This window comes from Streptomyces sp. NPDC048192 (genome assembly GCF_043202415.1).
GTDB lineage: Bacteria > Actinomycetota > Actinomycetes > Streptomycetales > Streptomycetaceae > Streptomyces.
Map to the genome: position 1 here is coordinate 336,880 of NZ_JBIDAL010000004.1, position 16,035 is coordinate 352,914.

Annotated in this window: 14 protein-coding genes; 8 read left to right on the forward strand and 6 right to left on the reverse strand. The window is 69.0% G+C overall.

Annotated features, from left to right (window positions below; genetic code table 11):
- Positions 1 to 34: 34 nt before the first annotated feature.
- The 6 genes from gyrB to dnaA all read right to left on the reverse strand — a co-directional run bounded on the left by gyrB (position 35) and on the right by dnaA (position 9,430).
- Positions 35 to 2,134, reverse strand: coding sequence for a DNA topoisomerase (ATP-hydrolyzing) subunit B (gene gyrB / locus ACGFZN_RS09835; RefSeq protein ID WP_393857947.1), 2,100 nt, complete (start codon positions 2,132 to 2,134; stop codon positions 35 to 37).
- Positions 2,135 to 2,508: 374 nt separating this feature from the next.
- Positions 2,509 to 3,081, reverse strand: a complete 573-nt coding sequence (locus tag ACGFZN_RS09840) for a DUF721 domain-containing protein (protein ID WP_393857948.1) — start codon at positions 3,079 to 3,081, stop codon at positions 2,509 to 2,511.
- Positions 3,078 to 4,199, reverse strand: coding sequence for a DNA replication/repair protein RecF (gene recF / locus ACGFZN_RS09845; RefSeq protein WP_393857949.1), 1,122 nt, complete (start codon positions 4,197 to 4,199; stop codon positions 3,078 to 3,080). Before recF ends, ACGFZN_RS09840 begins: the two co-directional genes overlap by 4 nt.
- Before the next feature lie 64 nt (positions 4,200 to 4,263).
- Entirely contained in the window at positions 4,264 to 5,142 is an 879-nt protein-coding gene (gnd, locus tag ACGFZN_RS09850; RefSeq protein ID WP_393857950.1) for a phosphogluconate dehydrogenase (NAD(+)-dependent, decarboxylating), read from the reverse strand.
- A 184-nt stretch (positions 5,143 to 5,326) separates the two neighbouring features.
- On the reverse strand, positions 5,327 to 6,457 hold the full coding sequence (gene dnaN / locus ACGFZN_RS09855; RefSeq protein WP_393857951.1) for a DNA polymerase III subunit beta: 1,131 nt from the start codon (positions 6,455 to 6,457) through the stop codon (positions 5,327 to 5,329).
- A gap of 1,011 nt (positions 6,458 to 7,468) precedes the next feature.
- Positions 7,469 to 9,430, reverse strand: a complete 1,962-nt coding sequence (dnaA, locus tag ACGFZN_RS09860; RefSeq protein ID WP_393857952.1) for a chromosomal replication initiator protein DnaA — start codon at positions 9,428 to 9,430, stop codon at positions 7,469 to 7,471.
- A 397-nt stretch (positions 9,431 to 9,827) separates the two neighbouring features.
- Here dnaA and rpmH point away from each other — a divergent pair, with 397 nt between their 5' ends.
- The 8 genes from rpmH (at position 9,828) to ACGFZN_RS09900 (ending at position 15,917) form a co-directional block, all read left to right on the forward strand.
- Positions 9,828 to 9,965 carry a 50S ribosomal protein L34 gene (gene rpmH, locus ACGFZN_RS09865; protein ID WP_003956500.1) on the forward strand — a complete coding sequence of 46 codons (138 nt, stop codon included), beginning with the start codon at positions 9,828 to 9,830 and terminating at the stop codon, positions 9,963 to 9,965.
- 21 nt (positions 9,966 to 9,986) lie between these two features.
- Positions 9,987 to 10,358 (forward strand): ribonuclease P protein component, encoded by a 372-nt coding sequence (rnpA, locus tag ACGFZN_RS09870; protein ID WP_330338901.1) that lies wholly within the window; start codon positions 9,987 to 9,989, stop codon positions 10,356 to 10,358.
- A complete protein-coding gene (gene yidD, locus ACGFZN_RS09875; RefSeq protein WP_330338902.1) occupies positions 10,355 to 10,729 on the forward strand; it encodes a membrane protein insertion efficiency factor YidD in 375 nt (124 codons plus the stop codon). Before rnpA ends, yidD begins: the two co-directional genes overlap by 4 nt.
- A gap of 3 nt (positions 10,730 to 10,732) precedes the next feature.
- A complete protein-coding gene (gene yidC, locus ACGFZN_RS09880) occupies positions 10,733 to 12,022 on the forward strand; it encodes a membrane protein insertase YidC (RefSeq protein WP_393857953.1) in 1,290 nt (429 codons plus the stop codon).
- 15 nt (positions 12,023 to 12,037) lie between these two features.
- A complete protein-coding gene (locus ACGFZN_RS09885; protein ID WP_393857954.1) occupies positions 12,038 to 12,550 on the forward strand; it encodes a protein jag in 513 nt (170 codons plus the stop codon).
- A 117-nt stretch (positions 12,551 to 12,667) separates the two neighbouring features.
- A complete protein-coding gene (gene rsmG, locus ACGFZN_RS09890) occupies positions 12,668 to 13,384 on the forward strand; it encodes a 16S rRNA (guanine(527)-N(7))-methyltransferase RsmG (protein ID WP_393857955.1) in 717 nt (238 codons plus the stop codon).
- A gap of 365 nt (positions 13,385 to 13,749) precedes the next feature.
- On the forward strand, positions 13,750 to 14,823 hold the full coding sequence (locus ACGFZN_RS09895) for a ParA family protein (RefSeq protein ID WP_393858116.1): 1,074 nt from the start codon (positions 13,750 to 13,752) through the stop codon (positions 14,821 to 14,823).
- Complete coding sequence (locus tag ACGFZN_RS09900; RefSeq protein WP_393857956.1) at positions 14,820 to 15,917, forward strand: ParB/RepB/Spo0J family partition protein; 1,098 nt, start codon at positions 14,820 to 14,822, stop codon at positions 15,915 to 15,917. Before ACGFZN_RS09895 ends, ACGFZN_RS09900 begins: the two co-directional genes overlap by 4 nt.
- Positions 15,918 to 16,035: the final 118 nt, after the last annotated feature.

Consider the following 16,035-nt stretch of genomic DNA (forward strand, 5'->3'; position numbering starts at 1 on the left):
AAGATCCTTCCTGGTGCGGTCAGCTGAGACCGACTCAGATGTCGAGGAAGCGGACGTCCTTGGCGTTGCGCTGGATGAACTGGCGGCGGGCCTCGACGTCCTCGCCCATCAGGACCGAGAACAGGTCGTCGGCCTGGGCGGCGTCGTCCAGGGTGACCTGGCCGAGGACCCGGTGCTCCTGGTCCATCGTGGTCACGCGCAGTTCCTCGGCGTTCATCTCGCCGAGGCCCTTGAAGCGCTGGATCGAGTCCTCGCGGACGCGCTTGCCGCGCTGGCGGCCCATCTCGATCAGTGCGTCGCGCTCACGGTCCGAGTAGGCGTACTCCACGTCGTCCCGGCCCCACTTGATCTTGTACAGCGGGGGACGCGACAGGTACACGTGCCCGGCCTCGACCAGCGGCCGCATGAAGCGGAACAGGAAGGTCAGCAGCAGGGTGCTGATGTGCTGGCCATCGACGTCGGCGTCCGCCATCAGGATGATCTTGTGATAGCGGAGCTTCTCGATGTCGAAGTCCTCGTGCACACCCGTGCCGAAGGCGGAGATCAGCGCCTGGATCTCCTGGTTCTGCAGGATCTTGTCGATCCTGGCCTTCTCCACGTTGAGGATCTTGCCGCGGATCGGGAGGATGGCCTGGTACTGCGGGTTCCGGCCGGACTTGGCCGAGCCGCCGGCGGAGTCGCCCTCGACGATGAAGATCTCGCACTTGGTGGGGTCGTTGGACTGGCAGTCGGCCAGCTTGCCCGGCAGCGACGCCGACTCCAGCAGACCCTTGCGCCGGGTCAGGTCACGGGCCTTGCGGGCCGCCACGCGCGCGGTGGCCGCCTGGATGCCCTTGCGGACGATGTCCGCGGCCTCGACCGGGTTGCGGTCCAGCCAGTCGTTGAGGTGTTCGTAGACCGCCTTCTGCACGAAGGTCTTGGCCTCCGTGTTGCCCAGCTTGGTCTTCGTCTGGCCCTCGAACTGCGGCTCGCTCAGCTTGACCGAGATGATCGCGGTCAGACCCTCGCGGATGTCGTCGCCGGTGAGGTTGTCGTCCTTCTCGCGCAGCAGCTTCTTGTCGCGCGCGTACTTGTTGATCAGCGAGGTCAGCGCGGCGCGGAAGCCCTCTTCGTGCGTACCGCCCTCGTGGGTGTGGATGATGTTCGCGAACGAGTACACGCCCTCGCTGTAGCCGCTGTTCCACTGCATCGCGACCTCGAGGGACAGGCTCTTGTCCTTGTCCTCCGCCTCCAGGTCGATGACGGTGGGGTGCACGACCTCGCCCTTGCGGGAGTTGAGGTACTTCACGAAGTCGACGATGCCGCCCTCGTAGTAGTACGTGACGGTCTTGACCTCGGCCTTCTCGTCCGCACCCGCCTCGTCGGCGCCGCTGGTGGCCTTCGCCGACTCGCGCTCGTCCGTGAGCCTGATCGTCAGGCCCTTGTTGAGGAACGCCATCTCCTGGAAGCGCCGCGACAGCGTCTCGAAGGAGTACTCGGTGGTCTCGAAGATCTCCGGGTCGGCCCAGAAGGTGACCGACGTGCCGGTCTCCTCGGTCGCCTCGTGCTTGGCCAGCGGGGCGGTCGGCACGCCCATCTTGTAGTCCTGCGTCCACCGGTGTCCGTCGGTCCTGACCTCGACGGCGACCTTCGTGGACAGCGCGTTCACGACGGACACGCCCACGCCGTGCAGACCGCCGGAGACGGCGTAACCGCCGCCTCCGAACTTGCCGCCCGCGTGCAGCACGGTCAGCACGACCTCCACGGCCGGCTTGCCCTCGGAGGGCACGATGCCCACCGGGATGCCACGGCCGTTGTCGACGACCCGGACGCCGCCGTCGGCGAGGATCGTGACGTCGATCGTGTCCGCGTACCCGGCCAGCGCCTCGTCGACCGAGTTGTCGACGACCTCGTACACCAGGTGGTGCAGTCCGCGCTCGCCCGTGGAACCGATGTACATGCCGGGCCGCTTGCGGACCGCGTCCAGCCCTTCGAGCACGGTGATGGCGCTGGCGTCGTACGACGTCGAGGCGGTGGCCTCGCTGGGGGCGGAGGCCTCGGTGGCCGCCTCGGCGTTCACGCCGGCGTCGGTGGACGGGATGTTCTCGTTGGGGTTGCCGGAATCGGCCACGAAGCGCCCTTTCTGGCACAGCACGAGCCGGGCTCGTCGGCAGGTTGCCGGAGCGGCTGCGGCATGTAGCGGTGGTAAGCCTTGATCAGCGTTGCTCAGCTTTTCCCGGGCGGTCCCCACGTTGGGGCGGGATTGTCTTCCAGTCTACCGGTAGGTCTGACATCGATGGGGGTTTGCCGGTACCTGAGTCCCCATGTGCCGCCCTGAACCGGCCTCGATCGGGTCCCGATATGCGGATGGGGGCTCCAAGGGGCTCACAGCGGCACTCAGCGCTTCGAGCCGTCAACCCTTGGCTACTGGGGGGTCAGATGGCTTTCCGGCCGTGCCGCAGGGCCCCTCCGCACGCGTGGGATCGCGCCGCGCCGACGGCACGACCACCCGCTACGACGTGATGTACGTCACCCGTACGTATCGCCGGGTCCGGAGCTTCCCGGAGCCCGCAGTGGGCCGTAGCGGCGGGCCGGACCGCCCGGATTCAGCACCTTGATCATCCGCACCGTGCCGTGCCCCAGGTCCTCGTTGAGCCGGGCGACCAGCGCGGGCGCGAGGTGGCGCAGCTGGGTCGCCCAGGCCGTGGAGTCGCACTGCACGACCAGTACGTGCTCGTCCTCGTCGTACCGCTGCGGGACACAGTGCTTGGCCAGGTCCTCGCCGACGATCTGCGGCCAGCGGCCCATCACGCCGCCCACCGCCGCGGGCGTCTCCCAGCCGCGCTCGGTCAGCAGCCGGTTGATCGCGGCGCCCAGCGCCATCGGGTCGCGGCCGTCCGCACGCGCCCCGGAACGCAGCCCGCCACCACGCCGGGCCTGCTTCTTCTGTCGCGCCGCGTCCCCACGCGCGCGTGCCTGCTCCTTCGCCGCGCGCAGCGCCACGCGCGCGAGGTCGACGCCGGAGGGCTCCGGCACCTTCTTGTCCGGCGCCTTCCCGGGGGTGGCCCCGTCGCCCTTCGGAGTGGGTTCGCCGGTGCTCATACGCGCTCCACCGTCCCCCCGGACACGGTGTACCGCGCCCCGGCCAGCATCCGCGGTACGTCGTCGTCCACGGCGGCGGTGACCAGCACCTGCTCGCCAGGCGCGACCAGCTCGGCCAGCCGGTCCCGGCGCCGCGCGTCCAGCTCGGCGAACACGTCGTCCAGGACCAGCACCGGCTCGTTGCCCTCGGCCCGCAGCAGGTCGTAGGAGGCCAGGCGCAGGGCGAGCGCGTAGGACCAGGACTCGCCATGGGAGGCGTATCCCTTGGCGGGCAGCTGACCGAGTTTGAGCACCAGGTCGTCGCGGTGCGGGCCCACCAGGGTGACCCCGCGCTCGATCTCCTGCTTGCGCGCCTGGGCCAGCGCCGCCATCAGCTGGGCGTACAGATCCTCGCGCGCGTGGGCCTCTCCGGGCGCGGACGGCTTGTACTCCAGCGCCAGCGGGCCGCCGCCGGGGGCCAGTTGCTCGTACGCCTTGTCGGCCAGCGGCTGCAGCGCGGCGATCAGGTCCAGCCGCTGGGCGAGCAACTCGGCGCCCGCGCGCGCGAGATGCTGGTCCCACACGTCGAGCGTGGACAGGTCCATGGACCGCCCGCCGTGCCGGCGCGCCAGGGCGGCGGTCTTGAGCAGGGTGTTGCGCTGCTTGAGGACGCGCTCGTAGTCGGAGCGCACCCCGGCCATGCGCGGCGACCGGGCGGTGATCAACTCGTCGAGGAACCGCCGCCGTTCACCCGGATCGCCCTTGACCAGCGCGAGGTCCTCGGGCGCGAACAGCACGGTCCGTACGATCCCCAGCACGTCCCTGGGCCTGACCTGGGAGGACCGGTTGATCCGGGCGCGGTTGGCCTTGCCCGGGTTCAGCTCCAGCTCGACCAGCTGCTGCCGGTCGCCCTGCCGGACCTGCGCCCGGATGACGGCGCGCTCGGCGCCCATGCGGACGAGCGGGGCGTCCGAGGCGACCCGGTGGCTGCCGAGCGTGGCGAGGTATCCGACCGCTTCGACCAGGTTTGTCTTGCCCTGCCCGTTGGGGCCGACGAACGCGGTGACGCCCGGGTCGAGCGGGACCTCGGCCCGGGCGTACGAGCGGAAGTCGGCCAGCGAAAGATGCGTGACGTGCATGGTCGTCTCGCCGGCCTTCCTCGGGTTGTGGATCGCGCCGCGACCCTGTGGATTACTTTTTTCCCTACGGCTTCTTCGCCACGGCGTGGCCGCCGAACTGGTTGCGCAGCGCGGCGATCATCTTCATCTGCGGCGAGTCCTCCTGGCGGGAGGAGAACCGCGCGAACAGCGACGCGGTGATCGCCGGCAGCGGCACCGCGTTGTCGATCGCGGCCTCCACAGTCCAGCGTCCCTCACCGGAGTCCTGTGCATAACCGCGCAGGCCCTCCAGGTGCTCGTCGTCGTCCAGCGCGTTGACCGCGAGGTCGAGCAGCCAGGAGCGGATGACGGTGCCCTCCTGCCAGGAGCGGAACACCTCGCGGACGTTCTCCACGGAGTCGACCTTCTCCAGCAGCTCCCAGCCCTCGGCGTAGGCCTGCATCATGGCGTACTCGATGCCGTTGTGGACCATCTTCGCGAAGTGGCCCGCGCCGACCTTGCCGGCGTGCACCGAACCGAAGTCGCCCTCCGGCTTCAGCGCGTCGAAGATCGGCTGCACCTTGGCGACGTTCTCGGCGTCACCGCCGTACATCAGCGCGTAGCCGTTCTCCAGGCCCCAGACGCCGCCGGAGACGCCGCAGTCGACGAAGCCTATGCCCTTGGCCGCCAGCTCCTCGGCGTGCTTCTCGTCGTCCGTCCAGCGGGAGTTGCCGCCGTCCACCACCACGTCACCGGGCTCCAGCAGCTCGGCGAGCCGGTCGATGGTCGACTGGGTGGGCTCGCCGGCCGGGACCATCACCCAGACCACGCGCGGGCCGCTGAGTTTGCCCACAAGCTCTTCCAGGCTGTGGACATCCGCGAGATCCGCGTTGCGGTCGTATCCGATGACGGTGTGGCCCGCGCGGCGGATCCGCTCGCGCATGTTGCCGCCCATCTTGCCGAGACCGACGAGACCGAGCTCCATCAGTTGTGTTCCTTAGGGTCGCTGTGTGGCGTGTGAGGCACCTTCGTGCCGTGCCGAGCCTAATCGCGACCCTTCGTGCACAGCTGTGGGCATACGCGCTCACCTGCGGAAACCGACACCGGCCGACATCTGCGCCGGGCATCCACAGCGGACGCCCGGCACTGTGCACAGCTGTGGAAAACGGTCAGCCGCTCAGCCGCACCGGCATGATCAGGTACTTGTAGGCGTCGTCGGCCTCGGCGTCCACAGCGGGCTTGCCGCTGAGCAGCGCCGGCTTGGTGGACGTCGTGAACGACAGCTGGGCCACCGGGGAGTCGATCGCGCTCAGGCCGTCCAGCAGGAACGTCGGGTTGAAGGCGATGGAGATGTCGTCGCCGTCCAGCTGGGCGTCGACCCTTTCCACAGCCTGTGCGTCGTCGCTGGACCCGGCCTCGAGGATGAGCACACCCTGCTCGAAGCTCAGCCGCACCGGGGTGTTCCGCTCGGCCACCAGCGCCACACGCTTGACGGCCTCCACGAAGGGCGCGGTCTCGATCACGGCGACGGAGTTGAACTCGGTCGGGAACAGCGTGCGGTACTTCGGCAGGTCGCCCTCGAGCAGCCGCGTGGTCGTACGGCGCCCGGCGCCCTCGAAACCGATCAGGCCCTCGCCGGCGCCCGAGCCGGACAGCGCCAGGGTGACGCTGTCCCCCGCGCCGAGCGACTTGGCGGTGTCCAGCAGCGTCTTGGCCGGGACCAGGGCGACCGCGGAGGCGTCAGGGTTCTCCGGCTTCCACAGGAACTCGCGGACCGCGAAGCGGTAGCGGTCGGTGGAGGCCAGCGTGACCGTGTCGCCCTCGATCTCGATGCGCACACCGGTGAGGACGGGCAGCGTGTCGTCACGGCCGGCGGCGATGGCCACCTGGGAGACGGCGGCCGCGAAGACCTCGCCGGAGACGGTGCCTGTGGCATTCGGCATCTGCGGCAGCGCCGGGTACTCCTCCACAGGCAGGGTGTGCAGGGTGAACCGGGAGGACCCGCAGACCACGGTCGCCCGTACACCGTCTGTGGAAATCTCCACCGGGCGGTTGGGGAGGGCGCGCGAGATGTCCGCGAGCAGCCGGCCGGAGACGAGAACGGTGCCCTCCTCCTCGACCTCGGCTTCCACGGACACCCGTGCGGAGACCTCGTAGTCGAAGCTCGACAGGCTCAGCTGGCCGTCCTCGGCCTTGAGAAGGAGGCCGGCGAGGACAGGCGCCGGCGGACGGGCCGGGAGGCTGCGTGCCGCCCACGCCACTGCCTCCGCGAGTACGTCGCGTTCCACCCGGATCTTCACCGTAAGCCGCCTCCTGCTGTTGCTACTGAGTCCTCCGACTCGGTGTCACCGCCCACTGCGAAGGGAAGGACACCGGGGACCAGTCTGACGCACCGCACTGACAGTAGGTGCCTGTCGGGGTCAAGTCGCTCCAAGAGGCAGCCGGGCACGAGACGGCGAGTTGTGCACAGCCCCCGCTTCGAAACGAATGCCGAGCTCTCTCTAGTCGGGAGTAGTAGTAGGGGCTGTGGATACCGTGGATAACCGCGTTTGCCCAGCTCAGAGGCGAGATTTTATCCACGGGCCCTGTGGGTGGCACCGGTGGACAACCAGGGGCGTCTGTGGAGAACGGAAAGTTCTGCACACACCGCCCACAGCCCGAGGGCGGTTCTCCCCAGCCGCGTCCCCAGGTTTACCCAGGTTTCCCACAACCCAATCCGGCACCTTGGTGTGACGGCTTTCACTCGACGTGGTGAGAGAGGGCGTCGCATTGCCGAACAGTGGACAGCCATGTGGAGAAGCCCGAGATCACTGGGGACAACCGGTCCCAGCCTGTGGGCCGCCGGTGGAAAACCTCGTGCACAGCCTGTGGATCTCCGCTCTGTCCACAGTCTGTGGAGATCGCTCGTCCACGATTCCACAGGGGTCTGACCTGGGTGAATCCCCCACGAACAGCCGTCCTGTGGACGCCGCTCGGGACAACTCGGCAGTCCCCAGCGTGTGGACGGAAGAAAGTCGGCGAATCTGTGGAGTGTGGCCGTAACCAGGCAGTTAATCGAACACAGGGAGACGCCCGAGCAACGCTCCTGGCCCGCTGACCGCCGTACCGCTGGGGCGGCACGGGTGGCCGCGGCGGCAGGAGTGCCGGCGCCGGCAGGCGCCCCGGCCTCCGCCCGGCCACAGCACAGGGCGCCCACAAGGACACCGGACGTGTCGGCAGCCCCGCATGCCGAAGGGCGCCCCGGGAGCACGTGTCCCGAAGGCGCCCTCAGCCCCGGCCAGGCCGGCGGCAGCCGTCCGTCGGCCGCCTGGTCAGCCGTTCTTGATGCGGTTCGTCAGCTCGGTCACCTGGTTGTAGATCGAGCGCCGCTCGGCCATCAGCGCCCGGATCTTGCGATCGGCGTGCATGACGGTCGTGTGGTCCCGCCCCCCGAACTGCGCCCCGATCTTCGGCAGCGACAGATCGGTCAGTTCCCGGCACAGGTACATGGCGATCTGCCGCGCGGTGACCAGCGCGCGCCCGCGCGAGGTGCCGCACAGGTCTTCCACCGTCAGCCCGAAGTAGTCGGCGGTGGCCGCCATGATCGCGGTGGCTGTGATCTCGGGGGCGGAGTCCTCGCCGCCGGGGATCAGGTCCTTCAGGACGATCTCGGTCAGCCCGAGGTCCACCGGCTGCCGGTTGAGGGAGGCGAACGCCGTCACCCGGATCAGCGCGCCCTCCAGCTCACGGATGTTCCGCGAGATCCGGGAGGCGATGAACTCCAGCACCTCCGGCGGGGCGTTGAGCTGCTCCTGCACCGCCTTCTTGCGCAGGATCGCGATGCGGGTCTCCAGCTCGGGCGGCTGGACGTCGGTGATCAGCCCCCACTCGAAGCGGTTCCGCAGCCGGTCCTCCAGCGTGACCAGCTGCTTGGGCGGCCGGTCGCTGGACAGCACGATCTGCTTGTTGGCGTTGTGGAGGGTGTTGAAGGTGTGGAAGAACTCCTCCTGCGTCGACTCCTTGTCCGCGAGGAACTGGATGTCGTCGACGAGCAGGATGTCCATCTCGCGGTAGCGCTTGCGGAAGCTGTCGCCCTTGCCGTCGCGGATGGAGTTGATGAACTCGTTGGTGAACTCCTCGGAGCTGACGTACCGCACGCGCGTGCCCGGGTACAGACTGCGCGCGTAGTGCCCGATGGCGTGCAGCAGATGCGTCTTGCCGAGCCCCGACTCGCCGTAGATGAACAGGGGGTTGTACGCCTTCGCCGGCGCCTCGGCGACGGCCACCGCGGCCGCGTGCGCGAACCGGTTGGAGGCGCCGATGACGAACGTGTCGAACAGGTACTTCGGGTTCAGCCGCGCGGTCGGCTCGCCGGGCCCGCTCGCCGGCGCGGGCTGCGCGGCCAGCGGACCGGGTGCACCGGTGGCGGGCAGGTCGGGACGGCCGGGGCCACCGCGGTGGGCGGGGCCGCCGCCGGCCGGCTGCTCGGGCAGCTCGCGGCGGACCGGGTCGCGCTGGTCGTACTCGGTGCGTGGGGGCTCGTACTCGGGGCGCGCGGAGTCGTAGTCCCCGCGCCCCGCGTCGTAGTCGGCGCGCGGGGCGTCGTACTCAGCGCGCTGCTGCTCGTACGACGGCCGGTCCATGCCCGGTGAGCGGTAGTCCGGGGACGGCGGACCGTAGCCGTCGGGGCCGGAGCCGTAGGCGTCCTGGGACGACGGCGACGCGTACGGGTCACGCTCGGGGAAGCCGAGCCGCGGCTGCTGCCAGCTGTACTCGTCCTGCGTGGGCCGCGGCCAGGCGCCGGGCTCGCGGCGCTGGTACTCGGAGGGGTACGCCGGGCGGACGACGGGGAGCTGGTCGCGGGACTGCTGCTCGGCCGGCGAGGGATCGGCGGCGCGGTGGCGGCCGTACCCGTCGTACGACCGCTCCTCGTAGGACGGGCCGGACGGCAGCTCCGGCTCTTCGTAGCGCGGTTTGGGCGGCTGCTGCACCGGCGCCGCGGGAGCCGGCGGCTCACCCGCGGAGTCGTCCACGGTGATCGCGATCCGGATGGGGCGGCCGCACTCGCGGCTCAGCGTCTCGCTGACGATCGGCGCGAGACGGCCCTCCAGTACGCCCTTCGCGAATTCGTTCGGTACGGCGAGCAGGGCGGTGTCCGCGACCAGCGCGAGCGGCTGGCAGCGCCGGATCCAGTGCTCGTCCTTCGCCTCGACACCCTGTCCGCGGCCTTCTCCGAGGAGCTGCTCCAGTACTCGCGGCCACACTGCGGCAAGATCGGCGGGTACGTCAGCCACAGGGCACGCTCTCTCACAGGTCCCACGAACGTGTGATCGCAGGACGGGTCGGGGGGGTACTTCGGGTGGTCGGTGGGTCAAACCCGCCGGGGCGGGGGACAAAAGAACGAATCGGAGTTCAGCCACGGTAGTCAGCGCGGCGGGTACGGTTCAAGTTGTTGTCCCCAGCCTGTGGATAGTGTCTCTCCGTGACCCCCGGTTTGACCGGATGCCGCAGCCCCGCGTACCGTAACCAGGTCGAGTTGTCGATGGCTGCTGCCGCCTGCCTCCGATGGGCACAGGTCACGTCAGGTGATCGGGAAGCGGTGCACTCGGGCGTGACGCGAGCTACTCGTGGGCGCACGGTGACAGCCAAGACGGCACCCCGCAACTACCGATTTCTTTCTGGAGCCCCCGAGTGAGCAAGCGCACCTTCCAGCCGAACAACCGTCGTCGCGCGAAGACCCACGGCTTCCGGCTGCGTATGCGCACCCGTGCCGGCCGCGCGATTCTCGCGTCCCGCCGCAGCAAGGGTCGCGCCCGTCTGTCCGCCTGATCCCGATCAGGTCATGACGTCGTGCTGCCCACCGAGAACCGGCTGAGGCGGCGCGAGGACTTCGCGACCGCGGTTCGACGAGGACGCCGGGCAGGCCGCCCGACTCTCGTCGTCCACCTTCGTAGCGGTGCCACGGACCCGCACGCGCCTGGGGAGAGCGCTCCCCCGACGCGTGCGGGTTTCGTCGTGAGCAAGGCCGTGGGTGGCGCGGTCGTGCGCAACAAAGTGAAGCGCAGACTGCGTCATCTGATGCGTGACCGAGTCGCCCTTTTCCCCCCCGGTAGCCTGGTAGTCGTACGAGCGCTGCCCGAGGCGGGCGGCGCGGACCACGCACAGCTGGCCCGAGACCTGGATGCCGCCCTACAGCGGCTGCTGGGAGGGGGCGCGCGATGAAGTACCCACTGCTGGCTCTGATCAAGTTGTACCAGTGGACGATCAGTCCACTGCTGGGGCCGGTGTGCAAGTACTACCCGTCGTGCTCCCACTACGGCTACACGGCCATCGACCGGCACGGTGCCATCAAGGGAACGGCACTCACCGCCTGGCGCATCCTCCGGTGCAATCCGTGGTCGCTGGGTGGTGTGGACCACGTCCCGCCGCGCAAGCGTCCGCGGTGGCACGAAATGCTGCGCAACGCTTGGCGCGCACGCAAGGCGGGGCCCTCCGCCGCCGAACCGGCCACCGGAACGGAGTCCGGAAGCCCTGCTTCCGAGCTTCCTCCGAGCCCGGCCGCAGAGACCTCGTCCCATGCCCAAGGAGCATGATTAGTGGACACGATTGCCAGCCTCTTCAGCTTCATCACGACACCCGTGTCATGGGTCATCGTCCAGTTCCACAAGATGTACGGCGCCATCTTCGGCCCCGACACCGGGTGGGCCTGGGGCCTGTCGATCGTGTCCCTGGTGATCCTGATCCGTATCTGCCTGATCCCGCTCTTCGTGAAGCAGATCAAGTCGACGCGGGCCATGCAGACGCTCCAGCCGGAGATGAAGAAGATCCAGGAGCGCTACAAGAACGACAAACAGCGTCAGTCCGAAGAGATGATGAAGCTGTACAAGGAGACGGGCACCAACCCGCTCTCCTCGTGCCTTCCCATCCTGGCGCAGTCCCCGTTCTTCTTCGCCCTGTACCACGTGCTCAACGGCATCGCCTCGGGCAAGACCATCGGCGTCATCAACGACTCGCTGCTGGCCAGCGCGCGTAAGGCGCACATCTTCGGGGCGCCGCTCGCCGCGAAGTTCAAGGACGGCAGCGCCACCGTCCATGCCCTGGGCGCCACGGTCACCGACGTGCGGGTCGTCACCGCGCTCATGATCATTCTGATGTCGGCCTCGCAGTTCTACACGCAGCGCCAGCTGATGACGAAGAACGTCGACACGACGGTGAAGACGCCGTTCATGCAGCAGCAGAAGATGCTGATGTACGTCTTCCCGGTCATGTTCGCCGTCTTCGGCATCAACTTCCCGGTCGGTGTCCTCGTCTACTGGCTGACCACCAACGTGTGGACCATGGGCCAGCAGATGTACGTCATCCACAACAACCCGACCCCGGGTTCCAAGGCGCAGGCCGCCTACTTGGAGCGCCTGACCAAGCACGTCACGCAACACGGCAAGATCCGTCGCCGCAGCGAGAAGACCATCGTCAAGGCGATCGTCGCCAAGGGCCGCGACCGCAACGAGTTCGAGCGCAAGTTCATCAACGCCCTGAACAAGGCCGGCCTCGCCGCGCAGGCCGACGGCAGCGTGGTGAAGAGCACGGCGCAGGCCGCGACGCAGACCGCGGACGGTGCGGAGGCCCCCTCGGACGCCGGCACCGGAGCGGGAGCCGCTGCTGCCCGGCGCCAGCAGCCCAAGCGCCAGTCCAAGTCCCAGCGCCAGTCCGGCGCGGCCAAGCAGGCAGGCGGGTCCACCTCGCTGGAGAAGTCCGACGAGCCGCAGGACAGCAAGCCCGCCGCGGCCCAGCAGGCCCCGAAGCCCGGCTCCGGCACCCGCAGCAAGGCCCAGTCCGGCCAGCGCAAGGGTGGTCCGCAGCGGCCCAAGTCCCCGTCCAAGAAGTAAGAAGGAGCCCATCCCGTGACGGAAGGCACCACCTCCGCCGCTGCCGACGGTGCAGACGCCCTGACCCGCCTGGAGCAGGAGGGTGAGATCGCGGCGGACTACCTGGAGGGTCTGCTGGACATCGCCGACCTCGACGGCGACATCGACATGGACGTCGAGGCCGACCGCGCCTCCGTGTCGATCATCAGCGACACCGGCAGCCGTGACCTGCAGAAGCTGGTCGGCCGGGACGGCGAGGTGCTGGAGGCGCTGCAGGAGCTGACGCGCCTGGCGGTGCACCGGGAGACCGGCGACCGCAGCCGGCTGATGCTCGACATCGCGGGTTACCGGGCCAGGAAGCGGGCCGAGCTGTCCGAGATCGGCGCCAAGGCTGCTGCCGAGGCGAAGAACACGGGCGAGCCCGTCCAGCTCAAGCCGATGACCCCGTTCGAGCGCAAGGTCGTGCACGACGCGGTCAAGGCCGCCGGACTGCGCAGCGAGTCCGAGGGCGAGGAGCCGCAGCGGTTCGTCGTCGTGCTGCCGGCCTGATCGGCCCCCACGTTTCACCGGCCCCGTCTGTTCAGCAGACGGGGCCGAACTTTGTCAGCCTGGTAGTTCTGGTGGTCGGTGCGCGAAGCGCCGGCGCTGTACGGAAGGACGGTCCCCGTGACGGAGGCAGCGGAGCTTCCCCCCGTGCCCGAGCAGGCGCGGGAAGTGTTTGGTGATCGCTTCGCCGATGCGGTCCGCTACGCGGAGCTGCTCGCCGAGGCGGGCGTGCAGCGTGGCCTGATCGGGCCGCGGGAAGTTCCCCGGCTGTGGGAGCGGCACCTGCTGAACTGCGCGGTGCTCTCCGAGGCCGTCCCCGAGGGAGTGACGGTCTGCGATGTCGGCTCCGGTGCCGGACTGCCGGGTATCCCGCTGGCCCTGGTCCGGGACGACCTGAACATCACGCTGCTGGAGCCGCTGCTGCGCCGTACCAACTTCCTCACCGAGGTCGTCGAGCTGCTCGGCCTGGACCACGTCACCGTGGTACGGGGCCGTGCGGAGGAGGTCCTGGGCAAGCTGCCGCCGGTCCATGTGGTGACCGCCCGGGCCGTGGCCCCGCTGGACCGGCTGGCGGCCTGGGGCATTCCGCTGCTGCGTCCTTACGGCGAGATGCTGGCGCTGAAGGGAGACACCGCGGAGGAGGAGCTGAAGGCCGCGGCCACCGCGCTGAGCAAGCTCGGCGCGGTGGAGACGTCGATCCTGCATGTGGGTGAGGGCATCGTGGACCCGATGTCCACGGTGGTGCGGGTCGAGGTCGGGGAGAGCCCGGGCGGTGTGCGGTTCGCGGCCAAGCGTGCCAAGGCCGCCCGGACGGGCCGGACGCGTCGTCGCCGCTGATCAGAAGCGGAGGCGTTCCCGGCCCCTTCTGACGAGGAGACGTACTCCACACAAGGTGCCAAACCTACGCAGGTCGGAGTGTCGCAGAGGCCAGGTCGCCGTCGCTGTGCATCGTGTTTCACGTGAAACGTCGCTCACTGCTGCACGGGATCATCAGTCGAGGCCGCGCTGCGGCCGAACCTCGCGACCGCAAGCCCCTCGGTTCCCTGGGAGAGGAGTCTGCCTCCCAGGGACCTTCGCTTCTCTGCCCGGAAACACCACCTCTCCCTCGGCGCGATGCGTCCCTCTCTCGGGGCGCGGAGATGTCCACAGAGGTGGATTTCTCCACAGAACACCAGGCCTCACTGGTTCACGACCCCGAAGGCATGGGAGGCTCTGTTCATTGCGAGCCTGAAGTCGAGGAGAGTGAATCCTTGCGGTCCGACGCCAACATCGCGGGACCGATGACCGATCCGGTCCCCGGTCCCCGTACCGAGTCGATGGGGGCGGATGTTTCACGTGAAACACCGCCTCCGATGGACGACACTCCGATCGGTCGTGCGGCCCAACTGGCGGTAGAGGCTCTGGGCCGCGCCGGCGAAGGTCTGCCACGGCCGGAGCAGACCAGAGTCATCGTGGTCGCCAACCAGAAGGGCGGCGTGGGCAAGACGACGACCACCGTCAACCTTGCCGCTTCGCTGGCTCTGCACGGCGGCCGTGTCCTGGTGATCGACCTCGACCCGCAGGGCAACGCATCCACCGCCCTCGGGATCGACCACCACGCCGAAGTTCCTTCCATCTACGACGTGTTGGTGGAGAGCAAGCCTCTCGCCGAGGTCGTCCAGCCGGTCCCGGATGTGGAAGGGCTCTTCTGTGCTCCCGCCACCATCGATCTCGCCGGTGCGGAGATCGAGTTGGTGTCGCTGGTTGCCCGTGAGAGCCGGCTGCAGCGGGCTATCCAGGCCTACGAGCAGCCGTTGGACTACATCCTCATCGACTGCCCGCCCTCGCTCGGCCTGTTGACGGTCAACGCGCTGGTGGCCGGCCAGGAAGTCCTCATCCCGATCCAGTGCGAGTACTACGCACTCGAGGGTCTGGGCCAACTGCTGCGCAACGTCGACCTGGTGCGGGGGCACCTCAACCCCACGCTGCATGTGTCGACCATCCTGCTCACCATGTACGACGGCCGGACGCGGCTCGCCTCCCAGGTCGCGGAAGAGGTGCGCACCCACTTCGGCGACGAGGTGCTGCGGACGAGCATTCCCCGCTCCGTCCGTATCTCCGAGGCGCCGAGCTACGGACAGACGGTGCTGACCTACGATCCTGGTTCGAGTGGTGCCCTCTCGTACCTTGAGGCGGCCCGAGAAATCGCGCTGAAGGGCATCGGCCTCAGCTATGACGCCAGCCAGGCCCACATCGGCGCCCAGAACGATCCAAGCATGGTGGAGGGGATCCAGTGAGTGAGCGACGGAGGGGGCTGGGCCGTGGACTCGGCGCACTGATCCCGGCTGCCCCGAGCGAGAAGAATCCGGCCCCGGCCGGGCTGGGAGGCGGAGCCCCCGCCTCTCCCGCGGCCGTCCCGGTGCTGACGACCGACCGCGGGGTGGCAGCGGCGAAGGTGGCCACCCTGCCGCCTGTTTCACAGGAAACCGAGGAGTCTCCGGCAAGCCCCGCCGCGGAGATGCCGGCTCCTCCAATGGGCGCGCACTTCGCCGAGATCCCTCTCGACGCCATCTCGCCCAACCCGCGCCAGCCCCGTGATGTCTTCGACGAGGACGCGCTCCAGGAGCTGGTCACCTCCATCAAGGAGGTCGGTCTCCTGCAGCCCGTCGTCGTACGGCAGCTGGGGCCCGCGCGCTATGAGCTGATCATGGGCGAGCGCCGGTGGCGGGCCTGCCGTGAGGCGGGTCTGGAGGCCATCCCGGCAATCGTCCGGGCCACGGAGGACGAGAAGCTCCTCCTGGACGCGCTGCTGGAGAACCTGCACCGCGCGCAGCTGAACCCGCTGGAGGAGGCGGCCGCCTACGACCAGCTGCTGAAGGACTTCAACTGCACGCACGACCAGCTGGCCGACCGGATCGGGCGCTCCCGGCCCCAGGTCTCCAACACCCTGCGTCTGCTGAAGCTCTCGCCGGCCGTCCAGAAGCGCGTGGCCGCCGGTGTCCTCTCCGCCGGACATGCCAGGGCGCTGCTGTCCATCGAGGACTCGGAGGAGCAGGACCGGCTGGCCCACCGCATCGTGGCCGAGGGGCTGTCGGTGCGAGCCGTCGAGGAGATCGTGACCCTCATGGGCTCGCGGCCCCAGAAGCCCCAGCGTCCGAAGGGACCGCGGGCCGGCTCTCGGCTCTCCCCGGCGCTGAACGAGCTGGCGACCCGGCTGTCGGACCGCTTCGAGACGCGGGTGAAGGTCGATCTCGGCCAGAAGAAGGGCAAGATCACCGTCGAGTTCGCCTCGGTGGACGATCTCCAGCGGATCCTGAGCACCCTGGCTCCGGGTGAGGGGCCGGTGCTGCAGCAGGAGCTGCAGAGCGCGACCGAGGAACAGGACGACTGATCCTCGGCTGCCCGCTCGGGCAGGCAGCAGGCGGGCCGTGTTCCGGTGTGTACCGGAACACGGCCCGCTCTTTGCTTTGACGCAGTATCGAGCGATTCGCATCGTGGATACGATGCGA